This is a genomic window from Rhodopirellula sp. MGV (assembly GCF_002251265.1).
GTDB lineage: Bacteria > Planctomycetota > Planctomycetia > Pirellulales > Pirellulaceae > Stieleria > Stieleria baltica_A.
Genome location: NZ_NPDI01000028.1, coordinates 24,295 through 48,933, shown reverse-complemented (window position 1 = coordinate 48,933; position 24,639 = coordinate 24,295). Strand labels below are relative to the sequence as shown.

Here is a 24,639-nt window from a genome sequence, read left to right as displayed (position 1 = left end):
CGCGGTTGGTCTGGACGGATGAGTATGCTTCATCATGTCGATCATCCAGCACAGCAACCTTTTGCAAAACACCGAACGCGGGCTGTATTGCCCTGCGGGTGATTTTTATGTCGATCCCAAGCGGCCTGTGAAACGGGCCGTGATCACCCACGCCCACTCCGATCACGCGCGCTGGGGCTGTGAGCATTATTTGTCATCGACGGCAGGCGAACATCTGGTTCGGATGCGACTGTCGCCGGATGCCGAGTTCGACTTCTTGCGATACGGCGAAACGATCACGCACCATGGGGTGAAGGTCACGCTTTTTCCCGCAGGTCATATACTGGGATCGGCACAGGTGCGTCTGGAACACAACGGCCGAGTTGCCGTGGTGGCAGGGGATTACAAGCTGGGCCCGGATTCGACCTGCGCCAGCTGGGAACCGGTGCCTTGCGACCTGTTTGTCACCGAGTCGACGTTTGCGCTGCCAGTGTATCGCTGGCGTGACCAGACGGAGATTTTTGCGGAGGTCAACGCGTGGTGGAAAGCGAGTGCGGAAGAGGACAAGTGTTGTTTGCTTTACGGATATGCGGTTGGTAAAAGTCAGCGGCTGCTTGCCGGTTTGGACGCATCGATCGGTCCAATCTACACACACGGCGCGGTTGAAAAAGGCGTCGCGGCCTATCGCGCATCAGGCGTCGAGTTGCCTGAGACGATCTACGTTGGTGAAGTCGAACGCAAAGCAGACTTTCGCGGCGCGATGGTCGTTGCGGTTCCCAGCGCACACGGAACACCCTGGATGCGGCGGTTCGGTAAAGTCAGCGCTGCGATGGCAAGCGGATGGATGATGGTCCGCGGGACACGGCGCCGCCGTGCCGCCGACCGAGGCTTCGTACTGAGCGATCATGTGGATTGGGCGACGACACTGAAGGCAATCGAGCTTTGTGATCCCGAACAGGTTTGGGTGCACCATGGATACTCGGCAATCTTGGCACGTTACCTGCAATCGATCGGCCGCGATGCGGTGGCGCTGGATCAAGCCGAACGTCGCGACGAAAATGAGGATGATGAAATCGATCAGGCGGAGGCAAATGCATGAAACGATTTGCCGACATGTATTGGCGACTTGATTCGACAACGAAGACCAACGAAAAAGTCGCCGCGATGTGCGATTACTTCACACAAGCGCCGCCCCACGATGCCGCATGGGCGATTTCGATTTTATCCGGTCGCAAGATTCGGCAGCTTGTCCCGTCACGATTGCTGCGGCAATGGGCGGCCGAAGAAGCCGGCATTCCCGATTGGCTGTTCGAAGAATCGTATTCTTCAGTCGGTGATTTGGCGGAAACAATTTCACTGGTCGTGCCGCCCGGCGAAAGCGTTTCCGACACCAGCTTGGTGGGCTGGATTGAAAACAAATTGTTGCCGCTACGTCCTCTGACGCCCGAGCAACAGCATGACGCCGTGGTCGAGATCTGGCAGCAGACCGATCCGGCGATGCGGTTCGTCGTGATGAAGTTGATCACCGGTGGTTTGCGCGTCGGTGTCAGCAAAGCGCTCGTCACACGGGCACTCGCACAAGCATCCGGGATCAGCTCCGAAACGATCGCACACCGATTGATGGGCGACTGGGAACCCAATGCCGAGTTCTTTCATCGCGTTGTCGATCCGAACGAAGGTGACACTCAAATCAGTCGACCTTACCCGTTTTGCTTGGCGCATCCGATCGAGCAAGCGACATCGCCTGATCGCGATGGGGGTGCAAAACAAGCCGCCGAGATCGCAGCCGTCCTGGGGGAGACAACCGACTTCGCGGCCGAATGGAAGTGGGATGGAATCCGTGGACAGATCATTCGCCGCGAAGGTGAAACGTTTCTATGGTCGCGGGGCGAAGACCTGATGGAGAATCGCTGGCCAGAGATCGAAGACGCGGCAAGCTTGCTGCCGAACGGGACGGTGATCGACGGAGAAATCCTGGCCTGTGCGATCGACCAGGACGGAAACACAGCCGAGGTGCTGCCGTTTTCACAGTTGCAGCGTCGTATCGGTCGCAAACGCGTCGGCAAGAAACTGCTAAAAGAAGTCCCGGTGGTGTTCCACGCATTCGATTTAATGGAAGTCTCCGGAAATGACATCCGGCAGCAGCCATTCCGCGAACGACGACGGCAACTACAGCAAGTTCTCAACCCTATCCGCCACCCCAACCTCTGCGTGACCGAACTGATCGACGGAAACGACTGGTTGCAATGGGCGACCGTCCGTGAAACCAGTCGCGAGCGTCATAGCGAAGGTCTGATGCTCAAACGTTGGGACAGCGTGTACGACGTCGGCCGCGTCCGTGGGACGTGGTGGAAATGGAAGGTCCAACCCTACACGATCGACGCAGTGCTGATTTATGCCCAGCGGGGACATGGCAAACGGGCCAGCCTTTACACCGACTACACGTTTGCATTGTGGGACGAAGGAAACTTGGTACCTGTCGCGAAAGCGTATAGCGGTTTGGATGACGCAGAGATTCGCAAAGTCGATCGCTTCGTCCGGCAGAACACCAGCGAGTCATTCGGCCCGGTACGAAGCGTCACGCCGGAACTGGTCTTCGAAATCGCCTTCGAAGGGATCAGCCAAAGCACACGCCACAAGAGTGGCGTCGCAACGCGATTCCCACGGATCTTGCGATGGCGTCATGATAAGCGAGCTGAAGACGCCAATCAGCTAAGCGATTTGAAGGCGTTGCTGCCCGATGGCTAAGAAGCGTTCAACGGATTCCAAGTCGCCAAGCATGCCCGACCGAATCGCACCACGCAAAGCGGTCGATCAATTCTTTGACGTGCTCGGCTGGAAACCTTTTCGATTCCAAGCGAGTGTCTGGAACGCGTATGCCAAAGGACACAGTGGCTTGGTCCATTCGGCAACCGGGACTGGTAAAACGCTTGCCGTGTGGATGGCACCGATCCTGCAATGGCTAAAGGCCAATCGAGATCGTGCGCAGTGGAATCCAAAACAACCGCTACCGCTGAAAGTCATCTGGATCACTCCGCTTCGCGCGCTCGCTGGCGACACCGAAGCCGCACTTCGCCAGCCGATCGATGCGATGGGTTTGCCATGGACACTGGAAAGTCGCACCGGTGACACAAAGGCAAGTGTGAAAGCAAGGCTTCTAAAACGTTTGCCGACTGCGCTCGTGACAACGCCAGAAAGCCTGTCGTTGATGCTGACTCATGAAAAGCTGCTTGAACAACTCCGTCACTGTGAAGCGGTGATCGTCGATGAGTGGCACGAATTGCTGGGCAGCAAACGTGGAATCCAAACCGAGCTCGCGTTGGCCAGAATGCGATGCCTTTGTCCGCAGCTGCGCACTTGGGGATTAAGTGCGACACTGGGGAATCTGGACGAGGCATTAATGGCGCTGACCGGAGTTTCGGCCAGCCAGCCCGCAAAGATTGTCGAGGGCTATCGCCGCAAGAAGATGCAACTGCGTTCGATCATCCCTCGCAAGATCGAACGCTTCCCCTGGTCCGGCCACATCGGCACGCGGATGATTCCGCAGGTTGCTGAGGAACTTGAGCACACCGAGTCGGCGCTCGTGTTTGCCAACACGCGAAGCCAAACGGAGATCTGGTATCAGAATCTGCTTGCCAAACGCCCCGATTGGGCCGGCCAAATCGCGCTCCATCACGGATCGCTGGACGCCTCGGTCCGCCGATGGGTGGAAGCAGGACTAAAGGAAGGACGCCTGAAAGCCGTGGTGTGCACCAGCAGTTTGGACCTGGGTGTCGACTTCACCGCGGTCGATAGTGTTGTGCAGATCGGAAGCCCCAAAGGTGCCGCACGGTTGCTTCAACGAGCCGGCCGTAGTGGGCACCAACCAGACGCAGTCAGCCGGATGTCGTTTGTGCCAACGCATGCGATCGAGTTGATTGAGTTGGCTGCGGCAAAGGATGCGATCGCACGGGGCGAGCTTGAATCGAAGCAGACACACCATCAGCCGCTGGACGTGTTGGCGCAGCACTTGGTTACGATCGCGATCGGTGGCGGTTTTACATCCCAGGCCATGCTAGAAGAAGTCCGTGACTGTTACGCCTACCGCGAGCTGAGCGATCAAGAGTGGGACTGGGTGATTGACTTTGTCGTCCGTGGTGGCAGTTCACTGGAGCAGTATCCCGAGTTCAAACGGGTCGTCCAGGAATCCGGACAAGAAATCGATCGGTACATCGTTCATGACAAACGTACGATTCGAACGCATCGGATGAGTATCGGAACCATTGTCAGCGATGCGGCGATGAAGGTGAAGTATCTCAAAGGCACCACGCTGGGAACCGCGGAAGAGTATTTCTTGGCGAGGTTGAATCCGGGCGACAAGTTTCTGTTCGCGGGTCGGTTGGTCAGCTTGGTACGGATCCGCGACAACGCGGCCTACGTCAAGCGGGCGACGGGAACACCCGATGCGGTCCCGCGCTGGATGGGCGGTCGCTTGCCTTTGTCGTCGGAGCTCAGTGAAGCACTGCGGCGAAAACTGGAAGAGGCCGCCGATGGACAATTGGTTGGCCCCGAAATGAAAGCACTGAAGGAGCTGTTCGAGATCCAAAAACGCTGGAGCATCTTGCCGGCACGCGACGAGTTCCTGATCGAGAAGATCAAAACGCGTGGCGGTCACCAGGTGTTTCTCTTCCCTTTCGAAGGACGACTCGCGCACGAAGGCTTGGCGGCGGTGCTCGCCTACCGAATCAGCCAGCATCGCAAGCTGTCTCTATCGATGGCATGCAACGATTATGGGATCGTCTTGCAATCGCCGAGTGAGATACCGATTGAGTCAACGATCGCGAGCGGACTGCTGTCAGCAGAGAACCTGGACCGCGACATTGTTGCCAGCATGAATTCGACGGAGATGGCAAAGCGTCAGTTCCGCGAGATCGCCCGTGTAGCTGGTTTGGTACATAGCGGGTTTCCTGGGAAGGGGCAAACGAATCGCAATCTGCAAGCGAGCAGCAACCTGTTCTTTGACGTGTTTGAGAAGTACGACCCGAACAACTTGCTGCTCGTTCAGGCGCGCCGCGAAGTGTTGCAGTTTCAACTCGAAGCGGGCCGGATGCGAGCCGCGCTGGACCGTATCGGCGACTGCCGGGTGATGATCACCGAGCCGCCGAAAGTCACGCCGTTAGCATTCCCATTATTGGTCGACAAGTTGCGTGAGCGGGTCAGCAGCGAGACGCTGGCGGACCGTGTGGCGAGGCTACAGGCAAGCCTGGAGAAGGCTGCGGGCTAGGCAGCGATCTGGAGAGGGTGAGCGCAATAGAAAACCCCGCCGGCAGAACCGACGGGGTTTTCTGGGTCACTCATCTGCGTCGCGGATGTTTATTCGCGAGGGCGAATCGCTCCGGTCAATCCGGTGTAATCCACGCGGTCGGTGTTGTGCCACAAGGGCTGACCACGCTCGACGCGTTTACGCAATACTTCAATCTTCTCGGGGCTGCCTGCCGGCGCATCGGTGGGGTTGAAGTTGTCGTCTTCGTGTGGGACGAAATCTTCATCGTGTCCGTAACGAAGGATGGCTTCGAAAACGTTCTTGCAACGGCTCATTTCTTTCATTGACGTGAATCTACCTCTGGGAGTGCCAGGACCGAATTCTTCCAGTCGACTTGGCGTATTTGTGACTGCTTTCCTCATGGAAAGCCGCAATTGAGTTGGTTCATCGCTGTGCGGATCACCTACACGTCTCGGGATATAAAAAAGAGAGAGACGTCTCCGCAACAACAACTGTTGACGAGGGGATTATTGACGTCTAAATGCGTGAGTCAAGAAAAATTGTGGGTGGCTTGATGACCGTCAGATTGCAAGCCCCTGACTTGGCCCCAGAATCGTGGGCCCGAAGCTGCCAAATTGGGCACACAAGCAACGTGATCTGACAACCCCAAGGAACGGTCGTCTTGGCTGTCAAGGGGGCGAATACCAACGTTGCACCACACCGTTGGCGGATCATATCGCCTCGAGTTCGTCAAGCGGGGGTGATTATCGCATGTCACATTTCTTTTCCTGCCCTGTGCGGATTGCAGGCGAAACGCTAGGTTTCGGGTAAGACTGGGGGTGGAATTTTTTTTCATTTTTTTTGAAAACCTTCTCCGTTTGTTTGGGTCGTTTCGTCATTTTGGAGGGGTCATGTGGATCCAGAAAACAATTACGCTCCCGGCCCAGCGTCGTGGCTTTCACCTCATCACCTCCGCGGTGACTCGCGCACTGCCTGAAATCGACTCCATTTCGGTTGGCTTGTTGCACGTCTTTATCCTGCATACGAGCGCATCGTTAACCATTAACGAAAATGCCGATCCCGATGTTCGCGTTGACTTTGAGACCGCGATGAATCACGCCGTACCGGAGTCGTTGCCATACGTTCATACCCTTGAAGGCCCCGACGACATGCCCGCGCACGTGAAAGCCAGCATGATGGGCGCGAGCGTGCAAATCCCGGTAGGCGGTGGCGACCTGAAGCTAGGTACTTGGCAGGGGATTTACCTTTGTGAGCACCGTGACCATGCGGGACCACGGCGGTTGGTTTTGACATTGATGGGTGAATGACGCTCGCGAGATTGCGACGAGTCAGCAAACAAGGCGAGTGAGGCAGATCGCATGGAACTGGACCAACTACGCTATTTTTTGAAACTGGCCGAGATGGGAAACTTTACCCGTGCGGCCGAAGAACTGCTGATCTCGCAACCCGCACTCAGTCGCTCGATTCAAAAGCTTGAAGAAGAACTCGGTGTGCCGCTGCTGGTGCGAAAGAGCAAAGCGACAGACTTGACCGACGCCGGCGTGCTGATGAAATCACGTGCCGAACAGATCATGGCGATCATCGATGACACAAAAGCAGGATCACCGACGATGGAAAATCGGGGCGAATCCGACTGGGAGCGATCCCGACAATCGCGCCGTACTTTTTGCCCACCTTTTTGAAACGCTTTGCAAAACGCTTTCCCAAAGCCAACGTCGAACTGCACGAAGACACGACACAGAATTTGCTAGCCGGATGCTCACAAGGTGAAATCGATTTGCTCGTGGTCGCGCTGCCAATCGTCGGCAAACACCTCGCAGCGGAAACGCTGTTCGAAGAAGAACTGCTGCTGGTGCTAGCCGCCAATCATCCGCTGGGCAACAAAAAGCAAATCCGTGCATCAGACATCGAATCGCTTCCCTTCGTCGTCCTGAACGAAGCACACTGTTTGTCGGATACGATCTCGACGTACTGCCGCGGACGGTCGTTCCAGCCAGTAACCGTTGGCAGGACCAACCAGTTATCAATGGTACAGGAACTGGTGGCGATCTCAGACAGCGTGTCCTTTGTTCCAGAAATGGCGGCCAAGCTGGACAAGTCGAGAGCGCGAGTCTATCGCTCGATCGCTGGTTCCAAACCGACGCGTACCGTGGCGATGATCTGGGATCCCTATCGCTTCCAAAGCCGGTTGGTACAGTCGATGCGTGAGATGTTGCTTGATGAAGCAGAGGCCTTTTCCAAAGGCTAATTGCCATCATTACCTGCACCCATTGGGGGCATTGGATGTAAGAACTTGCCCCACAGATTCGGTGAGCGAACGGAACTCCGTTTTCTCGATTGACGAACATTTGGTCGCCCGAATAATCCCGATGACCGATGGGCCATCGTCACGGACGAGGCAACGATGTCAGCGACCAACACGCCAATTCATGATGGGATGCCTTCGCCATGCAAGATTTCGCTAACGAATTGTCCGAGCAGCAAATCGAAGAGATCGATCGCCATAAATACTTTCTCAGTGAACGTGCCGGGCATGATGTCGGTTGGGAATTTGCCCTGCAGGATTGGCGACAGAATGTTGCCGAACCGGAATTAGAAGGCGAAGATCAGACCTTGCAAACGCCGATGAGTCGAATCGGTGGCTTCTTGAAGCGATTGCTTTCAAAAGCAGCTATGATGTAGTCTCGGTCGGCCGCTCGGCGACGACCTGGAACAAAAGGAACTCTTGGTTACCAGTCGTCGTGAGTTTGGATTACCACCTGATTGAAATCGGCGTGATCGTCGCCGGAAAGTTGGACGCCGTTGATGCCCGCTCGACCAAGTTGGCGGTGGAGCAGACCGATGCACGCTTGAGTGAGCTCTTTCCCGGGTTCAAGTTCGATTTCTTCGAAATCAAACGCCCCGAGATGACCGCTTCGGTAACGGAAGGTTCCGGCCGTGTGGAACCAAGCCTGTTGTTGCAACAAGCGGTCGAGGAACGCGATGCCAAGCATTGGGATTTTGCGTTCGTTTTGACCGGTGCCGAATTGACCGGAAACTACTCGCCGTACTGCTTCGCGGCACTCAGCCGGCCGCTTGATGCAGCGGTTATTTCATTGTCACTGATTGACCCGCAAGCGCTCGGTGTAGAGGTCGACCACGGCGAACGTGTGGCGCGAATTGCCCGGCGGCTCAGTCGACTGATGTTGCATGCGCTCGGACACCTTGCCGGTTTACCACGCTCGGATCATCCCAACGATCTGCTGTATCATCCGCCCTCGGCGGCGGCGCTGGACATGATGGCAGGCATCGATGAAGAAGACCTACAACGGCAACGTTCGGCGTTGCTGGAAATCGCCGACCAGCGCCTGGAAGAACGCGTCGGGAAACGGATGGGGCGATTCTTATTCGGGGTGCGTGCGGCACTGATCAATCGTCGCGAGATTTTTCAAGCGATCCGTGCTGCGCGTCCTTGGCAATTCCCACAGCGATTGAGTCGTTTGACGATCGCATCTTTTTCGACGCTAGCCGTTTTATTCATGACGGCAGAGGCCTGGGATCTGGCACTCGCACAAAGCTTCCTTCGCGTGGCGCTGCTATTCGTCATCACGTTGTTGGCGACAACGTTCTACGTGGTCATCCGCCAACAGTTGCTGGTGCGTCGCCGCCATCGTCGCAGTGAGCAATCGGTCGTCACATCGGCGTCGGCGTTTGGGATCGTATTGACGGGGATGGCAACCACTTGGGCGACGCTCTTCATTTTGGGAACACTTGTCAGTGCGGTGCTGTTCCCGGGAGACTTGGTTGCGACATGGGCCAGTTCGACCGTCAACAGTGCGCGACAGCTTTCTTGGTGGGATTGGCCACAGATGGCGATGTTTGCCGCATCGCTGGGGTTGCTAATTGGCGCGTTGGGTGCCAGTTTCGAGTCCCAGCATTACTTCCGCCACATTATCTTTGTTGACGAAGAGATCTAGTTCGCCGTGCATGCTAGCTGACACCATGAACGTTCGACCGCTCCATCCGATCCGCCCGATCAATTCGCCCTTTGTCAAAATCCGTCGTGGTGCGACGGCGCTTGCGGCAATCGTCTTGTTCGCGGTCTTGGGATTTCGCTACCTCGCGAACTACGAATGGATCGAAGCGATGTGGATGGTCGTGATTACGATTTCCACCGTCGGCTATGGCGAACACAGCAATCACGATACGGCGGCACAATTGCTTTCGATGGCGGTGATCCTGCTCGGGACGACCGCCGGTGCGTACACGTTTACCGGCTTGATCCAACTGACGCTGCAAGGCGAATTGGACCGAGCCTTTGGGCTACGAAGAATGGAACGAGAGATCTCCCGGCTGAAGAACCACACGATCATTTGCGGGTTTGGTAAAAGCGGCCCGATCCTGGCATACGATTTGGCCCGCCTAAATCGTGGCTTTGTGATCGTTGAAATCGATCCGCACAATTATCAACAGGCGATCGATTTGGGTTACCTGGCGATCAACGCGGACGCAACCGACGAAGACGCGCTCAAGGAAGCAAACATCTCCGAAGCCGGTGCGATCGTCGTGGCTCTTCCGACCGATGCCGAAAACGTCTTTATCACGTTGTCGGCCCGCAACCTTTGTCCCACCATCCGCATCGTCGCACTCGCTGACCAAGAAAGCACGTCCAGAAAACTTCGCCAAGCCGGTGCTAACGAAGTGGTCATGGGACACCAAATGGTCGCTGAATACCTGTCACGCTTGGTGACACGACCGACCGCGGCACAGTTTTTCTCGTCGTTGACGCAGCCGGAGTTCCAAGACCTGATGCTAGACGAACTGGCAATCCCCGAGAGCAGCAAACTGGCAGACCGATCCATTGCCGAGATGCGAGTTCGTGATCAACACCAATTATTGGTCGTCGCTGTAAAGTCAAAATCGGAGGCACTGGATTTCAACCCGCCAGGCGACCGTACATTTCGAGCCGGCGAAACCGTTTTGGTGATGGGGAAACAAAAAGACGTCAACGCGTTTCGACAAGCCTATGGCTTGATCGACACGATTCACTAGCGATACCGACCGCGGAGTTCTCGATAGATTTCGTTAGCAGGTTTGCTGCGTTGCAAACGTTCAAGATGCGTGGTTTCGTCACGCCGAAACTTAGACTCCAACGCATGCTCCACACGTTTCAGCAATCGTCGCGGATCGACCGGCTTGGTCAAGACTTCGCGTGCACCTAGGTCGATTGCACGGCGGTGTATCTCGGGAGAGTCATTCCCGGTGACAACGATGATCGGGACATTTTTGAGCGAGGGTTCATCGCGGGCAACTTGCAACAGATAGTTCCCGCTCACGTCTGGCATCGAAATGTCAACGAGGACCAAATCTGGGCCTTCTTGTTTCATTCGCCCAGCGGCATCGATTGAATCACAGATCCCGACAACATTCCAATAGCCGGCAACGTTCAAGTGCGCAGTGATCACGTCGATGACGATTTGTTCGTCGTCGATCACTAGGATTTTGCTATTGGAAATGTTCTTGTCACGATCGAACATAAAATCGCTCCATGCGTTTTAGCCTCCGCGCTAACGCGTCTTCCGACGTGGTCTCATCCGAGTTTACGTCATCGACAAAGGCTACTTCAGGAATCTTGTCTGCCCCTCCAAACCGGGCGCGGGTGTTCCCTCACATTCGCTCTTTGTCCACATCGTGCAAAGTATGACGCGACTGCGTAACGATGGTTCGAAAGCCCCAGTTTGAGATCATTGGGAAGTTATTCGGCACGTGAAGGAGCGAGTGGGCGATGAGAGTTAGGAAATGCAGTGCATCAGTCAGAATGATTATGGCAATCACCAGTCTTGCGCTGGTGTCAGATCTTTTCGCTGACGGCACGATTCGTGACGGCGTCGGTGCGAGAAGCATCGGTCGTGGCGGAACCAACATCGCACACCACGACAACGCGCACGTCATGCTGGATAACCCCGCAGGTCTTGTTGGGTTTGAGGGGGATTCGATGATCGAAATCGGCGGTCACTTGCTGATGACGGACCTGTCGTATTCCGATCCGGATAACCCACGAACCGGCGATATCGACAACCCGTTTCCGATTGGCGAAGTTGCTTTCGCGAAACGGTTAAGCGACGACGTGATGGTCGGCCTCGGAATGTTTTCCCAAGCGGGCTTCGCGGCGGAATACATTCTCAACGGACAAGGCGCGTTGGCTGGTCCACAGCACATGAAATCCATCGGTGCGATGGCCCGTGTACTGCCAACACTTTCGATCAATCTGACAGACCGTCTTTCGTTTGGTGCAACCGTCGGGGCTTCGATCAGTCACGTCGAATTCGAAGGCCCCTACACCTTGCAGGGACCCAATGCACTCGCCGGTACAGGTCTACGGGTCGACGCCCAAGGCACCGGGATCGCCCCGCATTGGTCGCTTGGCTTTCAATATGACCTCAGCGATGCGACGACAATCGGGGTGAGCTACCTCGAAGAAGCGGACATGGAACTTGACGGCACCACCACCGCCGCTATCCCCGGCGTCGGAACCGCGCGCTACGATTCACAGATCGATATCGTTTGGCCACGCATGATGGGCGTCGGGATCGCTCACCAAACACCCGCCAACCGCACCTTCTCATTCGACGCGATTTGGATGGACTGGTCGAATGCTTACCGACAAATCGACTTGCAACTGACCAACCCGAACGACCCGACGTTCCAGATCGTGGCACCGACACTCAACGAGTCGATCCCGATGAATTGGCGTGACTCCGTGTCGTTGCGTTTTGGTGTCGAGCAACAATTGGCAAACTGCAATGTCTTGCGATTGGGATACATCTATCACCGAAACCCCATCCCCGCCGAAACGCTGACGCCCTTCATTCAAACCACGATCGAACATGCGTTGTCGGTCGGATACGGATGGAACTGGCGTGGGTTGGAAATGGACTTCGCCTACCAATGGATGTTCGGCCCCGATGTGACGGTTGGCACCAGTGACTTGACCGGCGGTGACTACGACAACGCGATCAGCACCGCGAGTGCACATCAATTCTCACTCAGCTTCCGTCGCCGACGCTAAGCTCGCCATGAAGTAATCCCGACCCAGCCAATCGTGATTGTTTGATAGCAATTCACGATTGGCTTTTCTGGTAACTGATCTTGATTTTGCTGGCGTGGCGATCTATTCCTTGCCGATACTTGTCGGTTTGGATGCCGCCAAGGCATAGACTTCAGGGACGGTGATTCCAGTGATCAGTCGGATTAATCAATACTCATTCACGCTGTGGTGCGTCGCGTTGCTGGCGTGTTCCATGCTCGGATGCAGTCAGAATCCGTACCTCGCGGTTCCCGGTGCTGGTGCTTACCCGGCACAGAACGGTGCGCTCAGCCCAACGTTTGGACAAGCGGCTGCTCCTGGTGATGCCCGGTTGGCAGAATTGACTCGCCGCGTCCAATTGCTTGACGACAACAATCGTCAGCTTCACACGCAGCTTGCTCAAAGCGAACAACAAGCCCAAGTCTATCGCGAAGAACTCTCGTTGGTTCGTCAGCAGTTGGCTGATACCAACCAGCAGCTTGACGACGCCCGTCTGGCCGCCAACGACGCACAAAACCAAGTACGCGGTTTCCAAGCTTCCGCACAACGTCGCGGTGGTGCTTCGATCGTTCCCAACACGAACCTTGGACAACTCGCTTCGAACTTGAATCTCGGTGGTCTGCCCGTTGAACGGGATGGCGAGCGAATTCGAATCGGAATTCCCAGCGATCAACTGTTCGTACCAGGATCGGCTCAGCTCATTCCACAAGCCAGCCAAGTGATCTATCCAATTGCTGCACAGATTCGCAGTCTGTTTCCGCGACAAAAGATCGGCATCGAAGGCTACACCGATAACGCGAACGGGATGCCGGGATCGGCTACCGCACATCAACTGGCGTCGGCACAAGCGTCAGCCGTTTTAGACGTGCTGACGCGACAAGCCGGAATGCCGGTGTCTCAATTCTTTATCGTCGCCCAAGGTGCCAACCGCCCCTTGGGGTCGAATGCTTCGGCGATGGGACGGGCCGCGAATCGCCGGATCGAGCTGGTAATCTATCCGGACACGTTTCAATAACCGAAACGTGTCCGTTCGATTGATGCCGTGATCGAACTATTCCGGCGGCAAATCGGCAGCGATATCAAACCGGCGCCAGCACCAGGACGTCACGACGACGGCTGCGATCGCGAGACTCCATGTCCCCGCAATTGCCCCCGTGATGTAAATCGGCGCGATGTAGGATTCGCTAAATAGCGACCTGCACACGCTGACCCACAACAAGAGCGCACCGACCGCGGCAGCGATCAGTGTGGCTTTGCCAAGGAACATCACATTGGCGCGAACGACCATCCCCAAACCCTGTGCGTGTTCATGGTGTGGGTATGCCAAAAACAGTGCATTCTCGGTGGCGAAGGTAAACACTGCCAACGCAGACAACATCCCGGACCAACCCAGGATCTGTGACCAGCCCGGATGGACAACCGAAGCGGCGATTGCGAGCGTCGTCAGTTGAAAACCCATCGTGATCAGAATCGGTAACAGCATTTGTCCTAACACCGCATTGATCGGATTGAGCGGCAAGCCACGCAGCAACAGCATGCGTTTCAAATCACGCCGAAAATCAATCCGCAGCGCGGGCGGCGCCAGCAGCATCGTGCACAACGCGATCCCGGCAACGACAAAGGCCCATTGATTGGACACGCGGCCGGTCAGCAAAGGTGAAAGGCAGAGCAATGTTGGCAGGCAAAAGCTGAATGCGATCGTGCCAAAGTACCGACGTACGGACAGTGTTTGACGCCAAACCAAAGCGAGAGCGTCATGTGTCCGCGAAGGCAGTCTCTGTTCGAACAAATCCAATGCCGAGCGCCGTGCGTAGCGCGTCGCCAAACTGGCCTCTTTGACTTGACGGTACTGACCGGTCTCCAACGCATCGCGTTCTCGATCGAGTCGGCTTCGGTTGGCCCATCTGTCAACCCGGACCATCATCACGATCCCGGCAGGAATTAACGAGATCGATGCGATCAACTGCGAGAACGTTTGCGTGGACAGTTCGCTCGTCGTCGCCAACAGTGCTGCGGGTTGCCATGGCAACGCCAACCACTGGACACAGCTGCTTGACGCGACATGACCAACCGCCGTGAAGCTCTGCATCATGTACACACCAGGTCCTGAACCGGGCGGCGTGATCCGCACCAATTCAGCGAATAGCTGCACGACGGCTGCCGCGGCGACAATCGACAATGACACTCGCCAGAACACCAGGTCCCGTTGCGAGATCCCGGTGACGAAACGTTGCCAGGACATACGCACCGTTTCGAGCATCATCAGCGCAGCAAACACGCCGACGGCGAGCAACCAAAAGTGCTGGACATCAGGTGCGAGTGCGATCGCAAGAAAAAACGTCTTCAGGAGTGCCGAGAACAACACGCTGAAAACCTTGTATCCGGCGAATAGCGATCGACTGATCGGTGCGCCGCCAAGCCAGAGGTTTTCGGCCGCGGTGTATTCCATATCCACTTGTCGATCGGTCCAGACACAGCGGACGGAGTGATAGATGAGGTACAGAACCATCCCGCCGGAAAGCCACAGGCGGAGTGATTCGGGATCAGCGGTTCGCCGAGACGCGAGGATCAGCACCCCGTTCAGGACGTAAACGCTGAGAAACACAACAGCGATCGCGGACGCGACGATTCGTCGTGGCGAGCGCAGGCGGGTGAATCCACGGTGAAGACGAAACATCGCTCGACGCGCGGTCAACCAAAGCAGGTGTCGCAATGGAGTAGTCATGTCGTGACTGGGGATGTTGCCTCAAAGTATGCTTGTTCAAGAGACTTCGCCGCAGGGAACTGCTGACGCAGCTGCCCGACGTCGCCAAAAAACTGTAGGCGTCCGTGTTGCATCACGATTAGGTGGCTGCAAACGTCTTCGATCATCGCCAGCAGGTGACTGGAAATGATGATGGTCGCACCTGCCTTGGCGCGTTCGCGGGTCGACTCGAGTAGTCGACGGATCCCCGGAGGGTCCAATCCGGTCATCGGTTCGTCCAGCAGAATCACGCTGGGTTCAAACAAATACGCACAGGCGATTGCCAGTTTCTGTCGCATCCCACGCGACAAGGTCGTAGCCCCGGCATTGATTTTTTCGGTCAGCTGAAAGTAATCCAGCAGTTCTTCGCTCTTCGCTTGGCGATCCGGGACGTCATAAATCCGTCCGATAAACTCCATGTGTTCGCCCACCGTCAAATCGTCAAAGAGCGGCGGGTCGTCAGGCACATAAGCCAGCCGTCGCTTCAAATCGATCAGCGATGACGAGTTGTAGTCTGTCAGTTCACACCCGGCGACGTTCAGTTTGCCGCTCGTCGCGGGGATCAATCCGGCCAGACAACGCATTGTTGTCGTCTTGCCCGCTCCGTTTGGTCCGACTAGTCCGCCGATGCTCCCCGGTTCGAGGGAAAAGCTAACACCGTCAACAGCGAGATGGGTGTCGTACAGTTTGCGGAGCTCTTCGCAGCGGAGCATGAGCTGGGCCAAGTTATGCGGTTTGAGTAGTCGGGGCTGCGTGAAGAGTAGGTTACAGTTTTGGCGCTCGCCGCAAAAACGCCAACGATTGATCACTGGAGGATGTCATCACCCACACACCAGGGGGCCAACACAAATGATTGGCACTAGTTGGCGTCGGTATACAGCAACCGATAGACATCGCTTTCCGCTTGGCAAGCATGCTCCAAGATTTCGCTGATCGCGTCGTCTTGATGGTCGAACGTTCGCCGATTGCGAAGCGACACGGCGAAGGTACGTCCCCGTGAGGTGCGTCCCAAGATCGAGTCATTGGTGTGGTCAAACGCTAGCGTCGTAATCTGTGAACTCGATTGACGTAGTGACGCGATGGGATGAATGACAACTTGGTCTTCGTCATCGAGCACAATTTGATAAAAATCCAATTGTCCATTGTCGGTCGCCGCGACCAGACGAGTGCGATCCGAGGAGACGGCGATCGAAGTGATTTCCCGATGATCAGCAGCTGTTTTGGCCAACAGTTCCCCACTGGCCGGATTCCACAGCGAAAGCGAACCGTCACGTCCCGCGGTAGCGATCACGTTGGCTTTGACATTGTGGGTGGCGGAAAGGATCTGGTCACGATACAGCGCCAGGGACGTGACCGGCCAACGACGATTCGCCGCCCAGTGAACGACATCGCCGTTTCTCAAACCCGCATAAAGCCGATCGCCTTCTGCCGAAAGCGCCATCGACCAAGCCTTCGCATCTGCCAACCGGATCGACTCAAGTTCTCGCGTCGATTCGAGATCCCAAATTCGAATCGTTCCATCGTCGCTACAACTGATCAAACGTTGGTCCAGCGGATGAACCAAGATTGACCGAATCGCGCGGTCGTGACCTTCGAATTGCCGCTCAATCTGCAGCGATTGCAGGTTCCAAATCGCGATCGAATTATCAACCGTTTCGGACATAATCCGCTGGTCGCCATCGACGAATTGCAAGCACTGCACCCGATCGGTTTTGGTGTCGATCGTGTGGTGTAATTGTCCAGATTTGACATCCCACAATCGGATTTGGCCATCGGTCCCGCCACTGGCGAATGTCTGTCCGTCCTCACTGAACGCGAGCGATTTAATTTTGTCGTTGGACCGAAAACTGCGAATCAGCGTTCCCGTTGACGCCTCCCAAAATCGAACGATACCGTTGTGCGTCCCGGTCGAAACGATCTCGCCATCAACCGTGTATGCGATCGCAGAAACCCAACTGCCATGATCGAGGACGATCGGTTGCTGACCGCGTTCGGATAAATCCCAAAGCCGAACGGTACGGTCGATACTTGCACTCGCCAGTTGGTCGCCACCGGGGCGAATTGCGATCGACAATATCCCGTCATCATGACCGTCGAGACGCTTGATCGGTTGGTGGGTCACCGCATGAAGCAAATGGATCGACGAATCCATCGGGCGCGTCGCGTCGGTCCGGTTGCGAAGTAAGTCGCCGCCTGCAAAGGCGACATAGCGACCTTGAGGATCGATCGCCATCGCGCCAACGATTCCGTCGAGCGACGCAAGCCGTTCGGGTGCGTCCCCGGATCGGTGTAGGGAATCATCGACAGCCCATAGTTTGACCGATTTATCTACACTCGCCGAAAGCAGTCGTCCGTTGTCACGGTGAAAATGCAAGTCTGTGATCGAGCGTGTATGCCCACAAAGCAAGGCAGATGAATGGTGAGTGTCAGTTCGCCAAATCTGAATTGCACCGTCGGTGCGACCGACGGCGAACAAATTTCCGTCAGCAGAACAGCTGATCGTTGCGGGTGCTTGACTACAGCGGGCAAAATATCGCTCTGTCTCGCCAGACATCGAGTCGATCCATCGAATTTTTCCATCAGAGTCACCGATGAGAATGCCGTTTCCATCAGCGGTGAAGGCGAAACAACGAACCGGGGTTTCGTCGCTATCGCTCTGCCAAAGCAAGACACCATCGCGATCGTACAAATACAAATGTCCGTCGGTGACGCCTCCCCAGGGAATCCGACTCATCACCGCGATGTAGTCACCGTGGGGCGAACAGGACAGATCCAAGATTTCGCCACTGGGGTGCTGGATTTCACCAACCGTTTCTCGGTTTTCCAAATCGATCACTCGTACCAAACCGCCGGTGTGCGAGACCACGAGTGTGCGAGAGGCTAAGTCCTCATCCTCTTCCACAAGCCAACTCATGCCGTTGATGCGTTCGTCTTGCGGATCCAGACGCTGCGTAATGTCGCCCGTTACGGTGTCGATCAGATGAACACCGTTGTCTCGTGTCGCCGTCGCAAGCCATCGTCCAGAACTGTCAAGACACGCCGGTCCAGAGGATTCCAGGTAGAATCGCGACCGAGACGAAGGCGTCGAATCAATGAACGAATGCCGAAGCATCTGCCCATCGTCCGTCATCGCAACCAAGCAATCGTTTTCATAATCAAAGGCAATCGTTTGCGTGGGTTTCGCCGTACCGGCAAAAGTTCGCAAGCTGGAATCCAACCGGCTTCGGGCAAGAAACCATTCGAACTGTCGCGCCGATGCCGGGACACGCTGCAACAGTTGCAACGACTCACGCGTGCGTCCTTGTTCGCCGCGGTCGCGGGCAAGCAAATAATGCGTTTGAGCGGCCATTATTTCGGCAGCTTGCCGCGCCGAAACCGCGGCATCACGTTGCAGTTGATACTTTTCAGAAACATGGATCGCATGCCCAGCCGCTTCGCGTGCATAACGCTCGGCAATGATCGCCCGCTGACGTTGAATTTCACTTTGCGACCACATGTACATCGACCCTGCCAATCCGATTCCCAAGGCAAGCATCACGACACTTGCCATCATGGCCATATAGCGATGGCGAACCAGCGAGCGTTGCAGTTGGTAGATGAGCGGTCGTGGGTTGGCGACGATACTTTCGCCGGCCAAGTGACGCTGTACATCGTCGGCCACCGCTGCGGCTGTCGGATAGCGATGCCAAGGGTACTTCTCGAGTGCCTTGAGCGCCATGCAGTCCAAGTCGCCTTCGAGGTCGGAGGCCAGCTTTTCTGGTGTAAGTCGCCGACAATGCGCAAAGCCAAACACATCGTCACCGGCGGTGCGGACGTGATAACTAGGCTTGCGAACGTCTTCTTCACGCAGCGTCCGTAACAAGCTTTCCAAGTTATCGGTCAACGATCGCAAGCGACCGATCGGCGATTGCCCAGTCAGCAATTGATAGAGGATCACACCCAACGAATAGACATCCGTCCGAGAGTCAATGTCAGCATCGGTGACACGAGCTTGCTCGGGACTCATGTATTCGATCGTTCCGATCAAATCTCCATTTTGCGTCTGATCGAACGAATCCAAAATCGTGTCGTTGTGTGACGACTTCGACAAACCGAAGTCAATCACTTTGACGATCGCTTCGCCTCGTGAAGGACTGTGACCTGGAGTTTCAGGCGTCTGCACGTCTGAGGGGACGCGTTGTTCAGGGGCCTGTACCAGCAGATTCGACGGTTTGATGTCGCGGTGAATGATGCCTTTTTGATGAGCATGTTGAATCGCGTTGCAGACCTGCTGGAACAGACGCAGCCTTTCACTGATCGTCAGCCGGTTCTTGTCACAGTAGACATCGATCGGAGTCCCATGAACCAGTTCCATGACGACGAAAGGCCGACCCGCTTCGTCGAACCCAGAGTCCAAGACCTTCGAAATATTGGGATGATCCATCATCTCCAAAGCGATCCGCTCGCATTCGAATCGCGCCAACATCCGTGTGGAAGGCAGATCGCGGGCGATGACCTTGAGTGCGACGTCTTGTTTTTGACCGCTACGTCGGGCGCGATAGACCCGCCCCATTCCGCCACTAGCGATCAGCGCCAAGATCGCATAGTCGCCGATTTGTGCCGGAATCTCCGAATGCAGATGAAAGTCGATATCTTCATCACCCGACGCGCTTTCACGCTGGTCGATGGTTTCCGCCTCGGATCCGGCAGAGTCCAAGGAGAGGCCTATGTCCCGCACATATTCTGCATCATGCATGTCATCCACCTCGATTCATCAGGTTCACCAAACTTCACCACTGATGATAACGAACACGAACCAAAAGTGGGGAACCGAATTTCGACGGCTAGACAATTGTTACCTGTAGGCCTATCACTTGGGGGCGCAGGGCACCCCACGACGGGCTTTCCGATCAACCTCCGCTCGATCGATGCTACTGTAGGGTCAGTGAGTAACAGGCAATCTCTTTGGCGTTTCGGACAAACAGTCGGTCACCGACAACGACGGGATGGTTCCATGTTTTGCCGTCCAGAACCGGTAACTTCGCGATCTCGACGAGTTTGTCCGGCGAGGCTTTGGCAAGCACGATTTCACCTTTCTCGGTTGTGATCAATAGCTGCCCGGCGTCTGCCAACAGTAAAACTTGTCCGTTGCCGTAGCGTCCACGCTTCCATTGCCGGTCGCCAGTTTCGGCGTCGATACATGCAAACACACTGCCATCAAAACCATAGACATTGCCTTCATAAAATACGAAGTCATTAAAGTCCGGCTTCATTTGCATCGTGGTCCATTCTTCAGACGTTTCCCATGGTCCGTCGTCGGTTGGTTTCGTCACGTTGACCTTCCGAGTTCCGTCCTGCAATGCGGTGGCAATGTAGACCGAGTTACCGACGACCAGTGGTTGCAACGCGCGATAGTTTTCGACGGGCCACGCGTGCTGCCAAATCACCTCCCCATTGGCCGGGTCTAGAAAATCCAACCCTGTGTTGGTCATCATCAAAACCCCTGCTGTGCCTTCGATTGTCGCGAGTTGAGGCGAGCTATAGCTGTGGTCACCCGATGGTGCTGACCACGCGATTTTTCCGTCGGTCGTCTGGTAGGCAATCACTCCCAGGTCGCCCTCGCCGCCGGCATGAACGATCACATTTCCATCAGCGATCAACGGAGAGGATGAAAAGCCCCACTGTGGTGCGCTGCGTTTAGCGTCATCTTTCAAGTCGCGTCGCCAGATTTCGCGACCGTCCAACGGATCCAGGCACAGCAAGATCCCATCGGCACCAAGTGAAAACAGAGCGTTTTCGGTGAGCGTTGGGGTGGCCCGTGGTCCAGCTCCGCCAATCGCTTCCCAAAATCGGCTCGGATACGTCACGTCCCAGATTTGCTTTCCCGTTTCGGCATCCAAACAGATCACCGCTTCGTTATCGCCACGCTGTTCTTGGGTGAACAGGCGGCCGCCGCCGATTGCAAAGGACGACCATCCAGGTCCGATCTTTTGTCGCCAGACTTCGACGGGCGGCGTCTCCTTCCAATTCTCTGACACGCGAACACCATGCAGGATTCCGTCGCGTTCAGCCCCACGAAAGGCTGGCCAAGGTGCCGACGCAAATGAAATCGATTCAGCGGCAACTGACGGTTCGGCGGCGTCGTCACGTTTGGCCAATTCAGCCAAGTAACGTTCTTCGGCGGTTGGTTCCCAACGCCACAGCAACTCCGCTTCGAAGCGGCCGGTCAGACCTTCTAACTTTTGCGTTTCCCAATAACTGACAAGCAATGCCGTCACGACCAGAGCCAGTGGCAGGCGTCGTTTCGGTTGGGCGGCAAAGAAGATCAGCGTCAACAAAAACGCCAACACTGCCGTCGGCACGACCATCACGATGGTCGCCATGTCCTGCATCGAACTGTCAAGCAAGGCGACCGCAATCACAACCACTGCGATGAAGCCAATCGTGCCCAGAATTTTTTCCTTCACACTTGCTCGGCTGAAGAAGCACCACCACAGCAGCATCAATCCGCCAGCCGCGGCAGGCCCCATGAATGCGGCCATCATCAAATTCAACGAAACGGTCGGATACCAGCGTGCCGCGATCAAGCCGACCGCAAGCAACGCGATGATCCATGCCGGCCATGTCCGCAGCTTACGCCCCGTGTCGGCGGCAACTTCCGTTTCGACCGTTTGTGGGGATTCTTGTTCCGGACTCGTAGATGAATCGAGAGACGTCGGTTGCTCGGTAGACATATCGGTTGAATTTGGATCAGCTGTGTTTGACGGGGTTCGAACCGTGTTCGTCCGCCGCCGACTCGCCTTGGCAAAGTTGCCATAATTTGGCGTCGAAAATCGCCTTTCAAAATAACGAACCACTTGCAACTACCGCCATAGCGGAATCGACGACCAGTGTTCGTAAGGGGGGACACTCTGCACCGAAATGACGTACCTGTTAAACTTCATTGATGAAGACAGACCAACGGAATACAGCCTGGGAATCACTCACCTTTGACAATCGTTTCACACGAAGTTTGCCAGGTGACCCCGAAACCGAGAACTCGACGCGACAAGTCTACGAAGCTTGTTTCTCACGCGTCCGCCCGATGAATTTCAAGCGGCCACAACTGGTCGCGTATTCCAAAGAAGTTGTCCAGCAATTGGGCCTAACGGAATCTTTAGCCCGATCCCAGCAGTTTGCCAGCGTGTTTGGCGGCGGAGATTTGCTGCCGGGAATGGACCCGTTCGCGATGTGCTACGGCGGGCACCAATTTGGAAATTGGGCCGGTCAACTGGGCGACGGTCGGGCGATCAACCTGGGCGAAGTTGTTGACGTAAATGGCAAACATCAGACCTTGCAATTGAAAGGTTCGGGGCCGACGCCATACTCGCGGTTCGCCGATGGCCTGGCGGTACTGCGTAGTAGCGTCCGAGAATTCCTTTGCAGTGAAGCGATGCATCACTTAGGCGTACCCACCACACGCGCCTTGAGTCTGGTTTTAACCGGCGAGTCAGTGACCCGTGACATGTTTTACGACGGCAACCCCAAGGACGAACCGGGTGCGATCGTCTGCCGCGTCGCACCATCCTTCGTCCGCTTGGGCAATTTCCAATTGTTTGCCAGCCGGGGTGACATCACCACGCTTAAACGCCTGACCGACTTTACAATCCGGAACGACTTTCCGCATCTCGGCGAACCATCCCCCGATGTCTATCCCGAATTCTTCGCCGAGGTTTGCCAGCGGACGGCGGAGTTGATGGTGCATTGGATGCGGGTCGGATTCGTCCACGGAGTGATGAATACGGACAACTTGTCAGTCTTAGGTTTAACGATTGACTATGGACCGTATGGCTGGCTGGAGGACTACGATCCCAACTGGACTCCGAACACCACGGACGCTCAAGGGCGACGGTATCGGTATGGGCATCAACCACAGGTTGCACAATGGAATCTCGCCCAATTCGCCGGAGCGTTATTGCCACTGGTCGACAACAACGTCGAAGCCCTGCAATCGGGATTGAAATTGTACGTAGAAAGCTTCGAAGACGCTTGGCATTCGATGATGGTCGCGAAGTTGGGACTTGAATCGTTTCGTGGTGAAGACGATCAAGAGTTGTTTGGCGATCTACTCGACGTTCTCGTTCTCGCCGAAACCGACATGACGCTGTTCTATCGTTCGTTGGCAGAGCTGCCTTGCGAATCGGTTGATGAAACGGCGTCTGCCGATGAGCAATGGAATCGGTGGATCGAAACGATGGGCCAAGCGTACTATGCGGCCGATAAGATTACTGACGAGACGAAATCCAAGTCGCTCGAGTGGTGGTCCCGGTATCGCAATCGATTGCAACTTGGCGGAGTGAGCGACCAACAGCGGCAGCAACGAATGAATCGCGTGAACCCGCTGTATGTGCTGCGAAATTACTTGGCACAGCTAGCGATCGACCGTAGCGAGCAAGGTGATCATCAAGGCGTGTGGGAGCTGCTGGACGTGCTTCGCAATCCATACGAACAACAACAAGGCCGCGAAGCGTTTGCCGAAAAACGGCCGGAATGGGCACGGCATCGCGCCGGGTGTTCGATGTTGTCATGCAGTTCTTAACGAACGGAACTCATCGCGAAATCAAGGATCGGTTTGCTTCTGAGCGTCAAAGTACGCATGCAGCGAATCGTATTGGCGAGCGTTCTTCAAGTTCGGGTAGACGAACAGTTTCTCGCTGTTGTCCAAGTCAATTGCCCAAGACTTGAAATCGAAACGTAAAACGAACTGGTAGTCATCAGCCAGTTCGATGCTGCCGTTGACACGTAGCATTTCCGTTAAGTCGACTAACAAACGCAGCGGCGCCGGCTTGTCGCCTGCGGAGACCCAGAGGTCCCAACTGACCGCGTCATCTTGAACGCCTTTGAAATGAATTGCCGGAGTTTCGCCCCGAAACTTACTACGGTCCACGATCTCAACCGTTTCCATCCCGTTGAGAAGCGACAACGCTGGATCAACACCGGCAAGAGTCAGCGCGAGTACGGGTTCAGGATAAGGCCCCATGGGAAACGGCAATCCAAACACAGCGTCTTGCATTCCGTTCGGTTTTGCTAAATGACAGAACGCTTCGGGCGAAATCGCGATCGTCGCTTGGTCGTTATTGTTGTAAACACGCGAACGCTGTTGATCGCTTTTGTAATAAACCGTAAAGCTTTGGGGAGCGGTGGAAGCGATTTGATAGGTCGCCGTTTTTGAACCGATCACCGCGCCCCCAACGATCGTTTCTTCGGTGATCTCGACAGCAGCACGCGTCGATTTGGCTTGCCGAATCCGGTCGAACATTGGACCGATCGCGGAGATCGTTTCGGCAGGGATCTCAGCGTCTTTTTTCGCCGTCGCAGCAGTCTTTTCCGAAGACGCCGTTTCCTGAGCAACCGCTCGTGGGACGTTCACAGACCCCATGGCGGCGAAAATCAGCAGTGCTCCTGCCAACAAATGGGCGATCGGTAGGGTGGATTTCACGAAACTTTGCTCAATCGTTCATGTAGTTGATAAGGGACGATCGTCGTTCACTCACGGCGGGGAAAATCGAGTGAGACCGCGATTCGGAATACTTTAAATGCGTTGGCGGTGCACGTGACCGGCATGGCGGC

General features: G+C 55.7%; 19 protein-coding genes. 12 read left to right on the top strand and 7 right to left on the bottom strand.

Annotated elements, in window-relative coordinates; all coding sequences use genetic code 11:
* The first annotated feature begins 34 nt into the window (after nt 1–34).
* Genes CGZ80_RS09315 through CGZ80_RS09305 form a run of 3 tightly spaced genes read left to right on the top strand, consistent with a single transcriptional unit; the run spans nt 35 to nt 5,242 of the window.
* Complete coding sequence (locus CGZ80_RS09315) at nt 35–1,078, top strand: ligase-associated DNA damage response exonuclease (protein WP_094413628.1); 1,044 nt, start codon at nt 35–37, stop codon at nt 1,076–1,078.
* The gene (locus CGZ80_RS09310; RefSeq protein ID WP_094413626.1) at nt 1,075–2,727 is read left to right on the top strand and encodes an ATP-dependent DNA ligase; all 1,653 of its coding nucleotides are present in this window, start codon (nt 1,075–1,077) and stop codon (nt 2,725–2,727) included. Before CGZ80_RS09315 ends, CGZ80_RS09310 begins: the two co-directional genes overlap by 4 nt.
* Nucleotides 2,720–5,242, top strand: coding sequence for a ligase-associated DNA damage response DEXH box helicase (locus tag CGZ80_RS09305; protein ID WP_233148329.1), 2,523 nt, complete (start codon nt 2,720–2,722; stop codon nt 5,240–5,242). The genes CGZ80_RS09310 and CGZ80_RS09305 overlap by 8 nt, the downstream gene beginning before the upstream one ends.
* 89 nt (nt 5,243–5,331) lie before the next feature.
* Here the strand turns inward: CGZ80_RS09305 and CGZ80_RS09300 are convergent, their stop codons facing one another.
* Nucleotides 5,332–5,565: a hypothetical protein gene (locus CGZ80_RS09300; RefSeq protein WP_233148328.1), complete on the bottom strand. Its 234-nt coding sequence runs from the start codon at nt 5,563–5,565 to the stop codon at nt 5,332–5,334.
* A gap of 567 nt (nt 5,566–6,132) precedes the next feature.
* On the opposite strand from CGZ80_RS09300, the gene CGZ80_RS09295 reads away from it, so the two are divergent.
* The 6 genes from CGZ80_RS09295 (at nt 6,133) to CGZ80_RS09275 (ending at nt 10,273) form a co-directional block, all read left to right on the top strand.
* Nucleotides 6,133–6,549: a secondary thiamine-phosphate synthase enzyme YjbQ gene (locus CGZ80_RS09295; RefSeq protein ID WP_094413982.1), complete on the top strand. Its 417-nt coding sequence runs from the start codon at nt 6,133–6,135 to the stop codon at nt 6,547–6,549.
* A gap of 51 nt (nt 6,550–6,600) precedes the next feature.
* On the top strand, nt 6,601–6,924 hold the full coding sequence (locus CGZ80_RS28570; protein WP_233148327.1) for a LysR family transcriptional regulator: 324 nt from the start codon (nt 6,601–6,603) through the stop codon (nt 6,922–6,924).
* Nucleotides 6,909–7,490, top strand: coding sequence for a LysR family transcriptional regulator substrate-binding protein (locus CGZ80_RS09290; RefSeq protein ID WP_233148326.1), 582 nt, complete (start codon nt 6,909–6,911; stop codon nt 7,488–7,490). The genes CGZ80_RS28570 and CGZ80_RS09290 overlap by 16 nt, the downstream gene beginning before the upstream one ends.
* A gap of 200 nt (nt 7,491–7,690) precedes the next feature.
* The gene (locus CGZ80_RS09285) at nt 7,691–7,924 is read left to right on the top strand and encodes a DUF4032 domain-containing protein (RefSeq protein WP_094413624.1); all 234 of its coding nucleotides are present in this window, start codon (nt 7,691–7,693) and stop codon (nt 7,922–7,924) included.
* A 59-nt stretch (nt 7,925–7,983) separates the two neighbouring features.
* The gene (locus CGZ80_RS09280; RefSeq protein ID WP_233148325.1) at nt 7,984–9,198 is read left to right on the top strand and encodes a hypothetical protein; all 1,215 of its coding nucleotides are present in this window, start codon (nt 7,984–7,986) and stop codon (nt 9,196–9,198) included.
* A 25-nt stretch (nt 9,199–9,223) separates the two neighbouring features.
* The gene (locus CGZ80_RS09275; protein WP_158222629.1) at nt 9,224–10,273 is read left to right on the top strand and encodes a potassium channel family protein; all 1,050 of its coding nucleotides are present in this window, start codon (nt 9,224–9,226) and stop codon (nt 10,271–10,273) included.
* On the opposite strand, the gene CGZ80_RS09270 is transcribed toward CGZ80_RS09275, so the two are convergent.
* Nucleotides 10,270–10,758 (bottom strand): response regulator, encoded by a 489-nt coding sequence (locus CGZ80_RS09270; RefSeq protein ID WP_094413620.1) that lies wholly within the window; start codon nt 10,756–10,758, stop codon nt 10,270–10,272. The two genes, CGZ80_RS09275 and CGZ80_RS09270, sit on opposite strands and share 4 nt — an antisense overlap.
* A gap of 311 nt (nt 10,759–11,069) precedes the next feature.
* Here CGZ80_RS09270 and CGZ80_RS09265 point away from each other — a divergent pair, with 311 nt between their 5' ends.
* Entirely contained in the window at nt 11,070–12,290 is a 1,221-nt protein-coding gene (locus tag CGZ80_RS09265) for an OmpP1/FadL family transporter (RefSeq protein WP_158222628.1), read from the top strand.
* 232 nt (nt 12,291–12,522) lie between these two features.
* Nucleotides 12,523–13,323 (top strand): flagellar motor protein MotB, encoded by an 801-nt coding sequence (locus tag CGZ80_RS09260; RefSeq protein WP_094413616.1) that lies wholly within the window; start codon nt 12,523–12,525, stop codon nt 13,321–13,323.
* Nucleotides 13,324–13,359: 36 nt separating this feature from the next.
* Here CGZ80_RS09260 and CGZ80_RS09255 read toward each other — a convergent pair whose 3' ends face one another.
* The 4 genes from CGZ80_RS09255 to CGZ80_RS09240 all read right to left on the bottom strand — a co-directional run bounded on the left by CGZ80_RS09255 (nt 13,360) and on the right by CGZ80_RS09240 (nt 21,764).
* Complete coding sequence (locus tag CGZ80_RS09255) at nt 13,360–15,033, bottom strand: hypothetical protein (RefSeq protein ID WP_094413614.1); 1,674 nt, start codon at nt 15,031–15,033, stop codon at nt 13,360–13,362.
* Entirely contained in the window at nt 15,030–15,764 is a 735-nt protein-coding gene (locus CGZ80_RS09250; protein ID WP_094413978.1) for an ABC transporter ATP-binding protein, read from the bottom strand. The genes CGZ80_RS09255 and CGZ80_RS09250 overlap by 4 nt, the downstream gene beginning before the upstream one ends.
* A 146-nt stretch (nt 15,765–15,910) precedes the next feature.
* Nucleotides 15,911–19,786, bottom strand: a complete 3,876-nt coding sequence (locus tag CGZ80_RS09245) for a protein kinase domain-containing protein (protein WP_094413612.1) — start codon at nt 19,784–19,786, stop codon at nt 15,911–15,913.
* A 175-nt stretch (nt 19,787–19,961) separates the two neighbouring features.
* Entirely contained in the window at nt 19,962–21,764 is a 1,803-nt protein-coding gene (locus CGZ80_RS09240) for a PQQ-binding-like beta-propeller repeat protein (protein ID WP_143543823.1), read from the bottom strand.
* A gap of 212 nt (nt 21,765–21,976) precedes the next feature.
* Between CGZ80_RS09240 and CGZ80_RS09235 the strand changes: the two genes are divergently transcribed.
* Nucleotides 21,977–23,608, top strand: a complete 1,632-nt coding sequence (locus tag CGZ80_RS09235; protein WP_094413609.1) for a protein adenylyltransferase SelO — start codon at nt 21,977–21,979, stop codon at nt 23,606–23,608.
* 21 nt (nt 23,609–23,629) lie between these two features.
* Here CGZ80_RS09235 and CGZ80_RS09230 read toward each other — a convergent pair whose 3' ends face one another.
* The gene (locus CGZ80_RS09230; protein ID WP_094413607.1) at nt 23,630–24,508 is read right to left on the bottom strand and encodes a DUF2092 domain-containing protein; all 879 of its coding nucleotides are present in this window, start codon (nt 24,506–24,508) and stop codon (nt 23,630–23,632) included.
* Nucleotides 24,509–24,639 lie beyond the last annotated feature (131 nt).

Bases quoted from the DNA above. Each gene is read 5' to 3' on its own strand.
- CGZ80_RS09235 (WP_094413609.1), top strand. From the start codon at position 21,977: ATGAAGACAGACCAACGGAATACAGCCTGGGAATCACTCACCTTTGAC.
- CGZ80_RS09245 (WP_094413612.1), bottom strand. From the start codon at position 19,786: ATGCATGATGCAGAATATGTGCGGGACATAGGCCTCTCCTTGGACTCT.
- CGZ80_RS09315 (WP_094413628.1), top strand. From the start codon at position 35: ATGTCGATCATCCAGCACAGCAACCTTTTGCAAAACACCGAACGCGGG.
- CGZ80_RS09250 (WP_094413978.1), bottom strand. From the start codon at position 15,764: ATGCTCCGCTGCGAAGAGCTCCGCAAACTGTACGACACCCATCTCGCT.
- CGZ80_RS09300 (WP_233148328.1), bottom strand. From the start codon at position 5,565: ATGAAAGAAATGAGCCGTTGCAAGAACGTTTTCGAAGCCATCCTTCGT.
- CGZ80_RS09240 (WP_143543823.1), bottom strand. From the start codon at position 21,764: ATGTCTACCGAGCAACCGACGTCTCTCGATTCATCTACGAGTCCGGAA.
- CGZ80_RS09255 (WP_094413614.1), bottom strand. From the start codon at position 15,033: ATGACTACTCCATTGCGACACCTGCTTTGGTTGACCGCGCGTCGAGCG.
- CGZ80_RS28570 (WP_233148327.1), top strand. From the start codon at position 6,601: ATGGAACTGGACCAACTACGCTATTTTTTGAAACTGGCCGAGATGGGA.
- CGZ80_RS09310 (WP_094413626.1), top strand. From the start codon at position 1,075: ATGAAACGATTTGCCGACATGTATTGGCGACTTGATTCGACAACGAAG.
- CGZ80_RS09260 (WP_094413616.1), top strand. From the start codon at position 12,523: ATGCTCGGATGCAGTCAGAATCCGTACCTCGCGGTTCCCGGTGCTGGT.
- CGZ80_RS09295 (WP_094413982.1), top strand. From the start codon at position 6,133: ATGTGGATCCAGAAAACAATTACGCTCCCGGCCCAGCGTCGTGGCTTT.
- CGZ80_RS09305 (WP_233148329.1), top strand. From the start codon at position 2,720: ATGGCTAAGAAGCGTTCAACGGATTCCAAGTCGCCAAGCATGCCCGAC.
- CGZ80_RS09275 (WP_158222629.1), top strand. From the start codon at position 9,224: ATGAACGTTCGACCGCTCCATCCGATCCGCCCGATCAATTCGCCCTTT.
- CGZ80_RS09270 (WP_094413620.1), bottom strand. From the start codon at position 10,758: ATGTTCGATCGTGACAAGAACATTTCCAATAGCAAAATCCTAGTGATC.
- CGZ80_RS09285 (WP_094413624.1), top strand. From the start codon at position 7,691: ATGCAAGATTTCGCTAACGAATTGTCCGAGCAGCAAATCGAAGAGATC.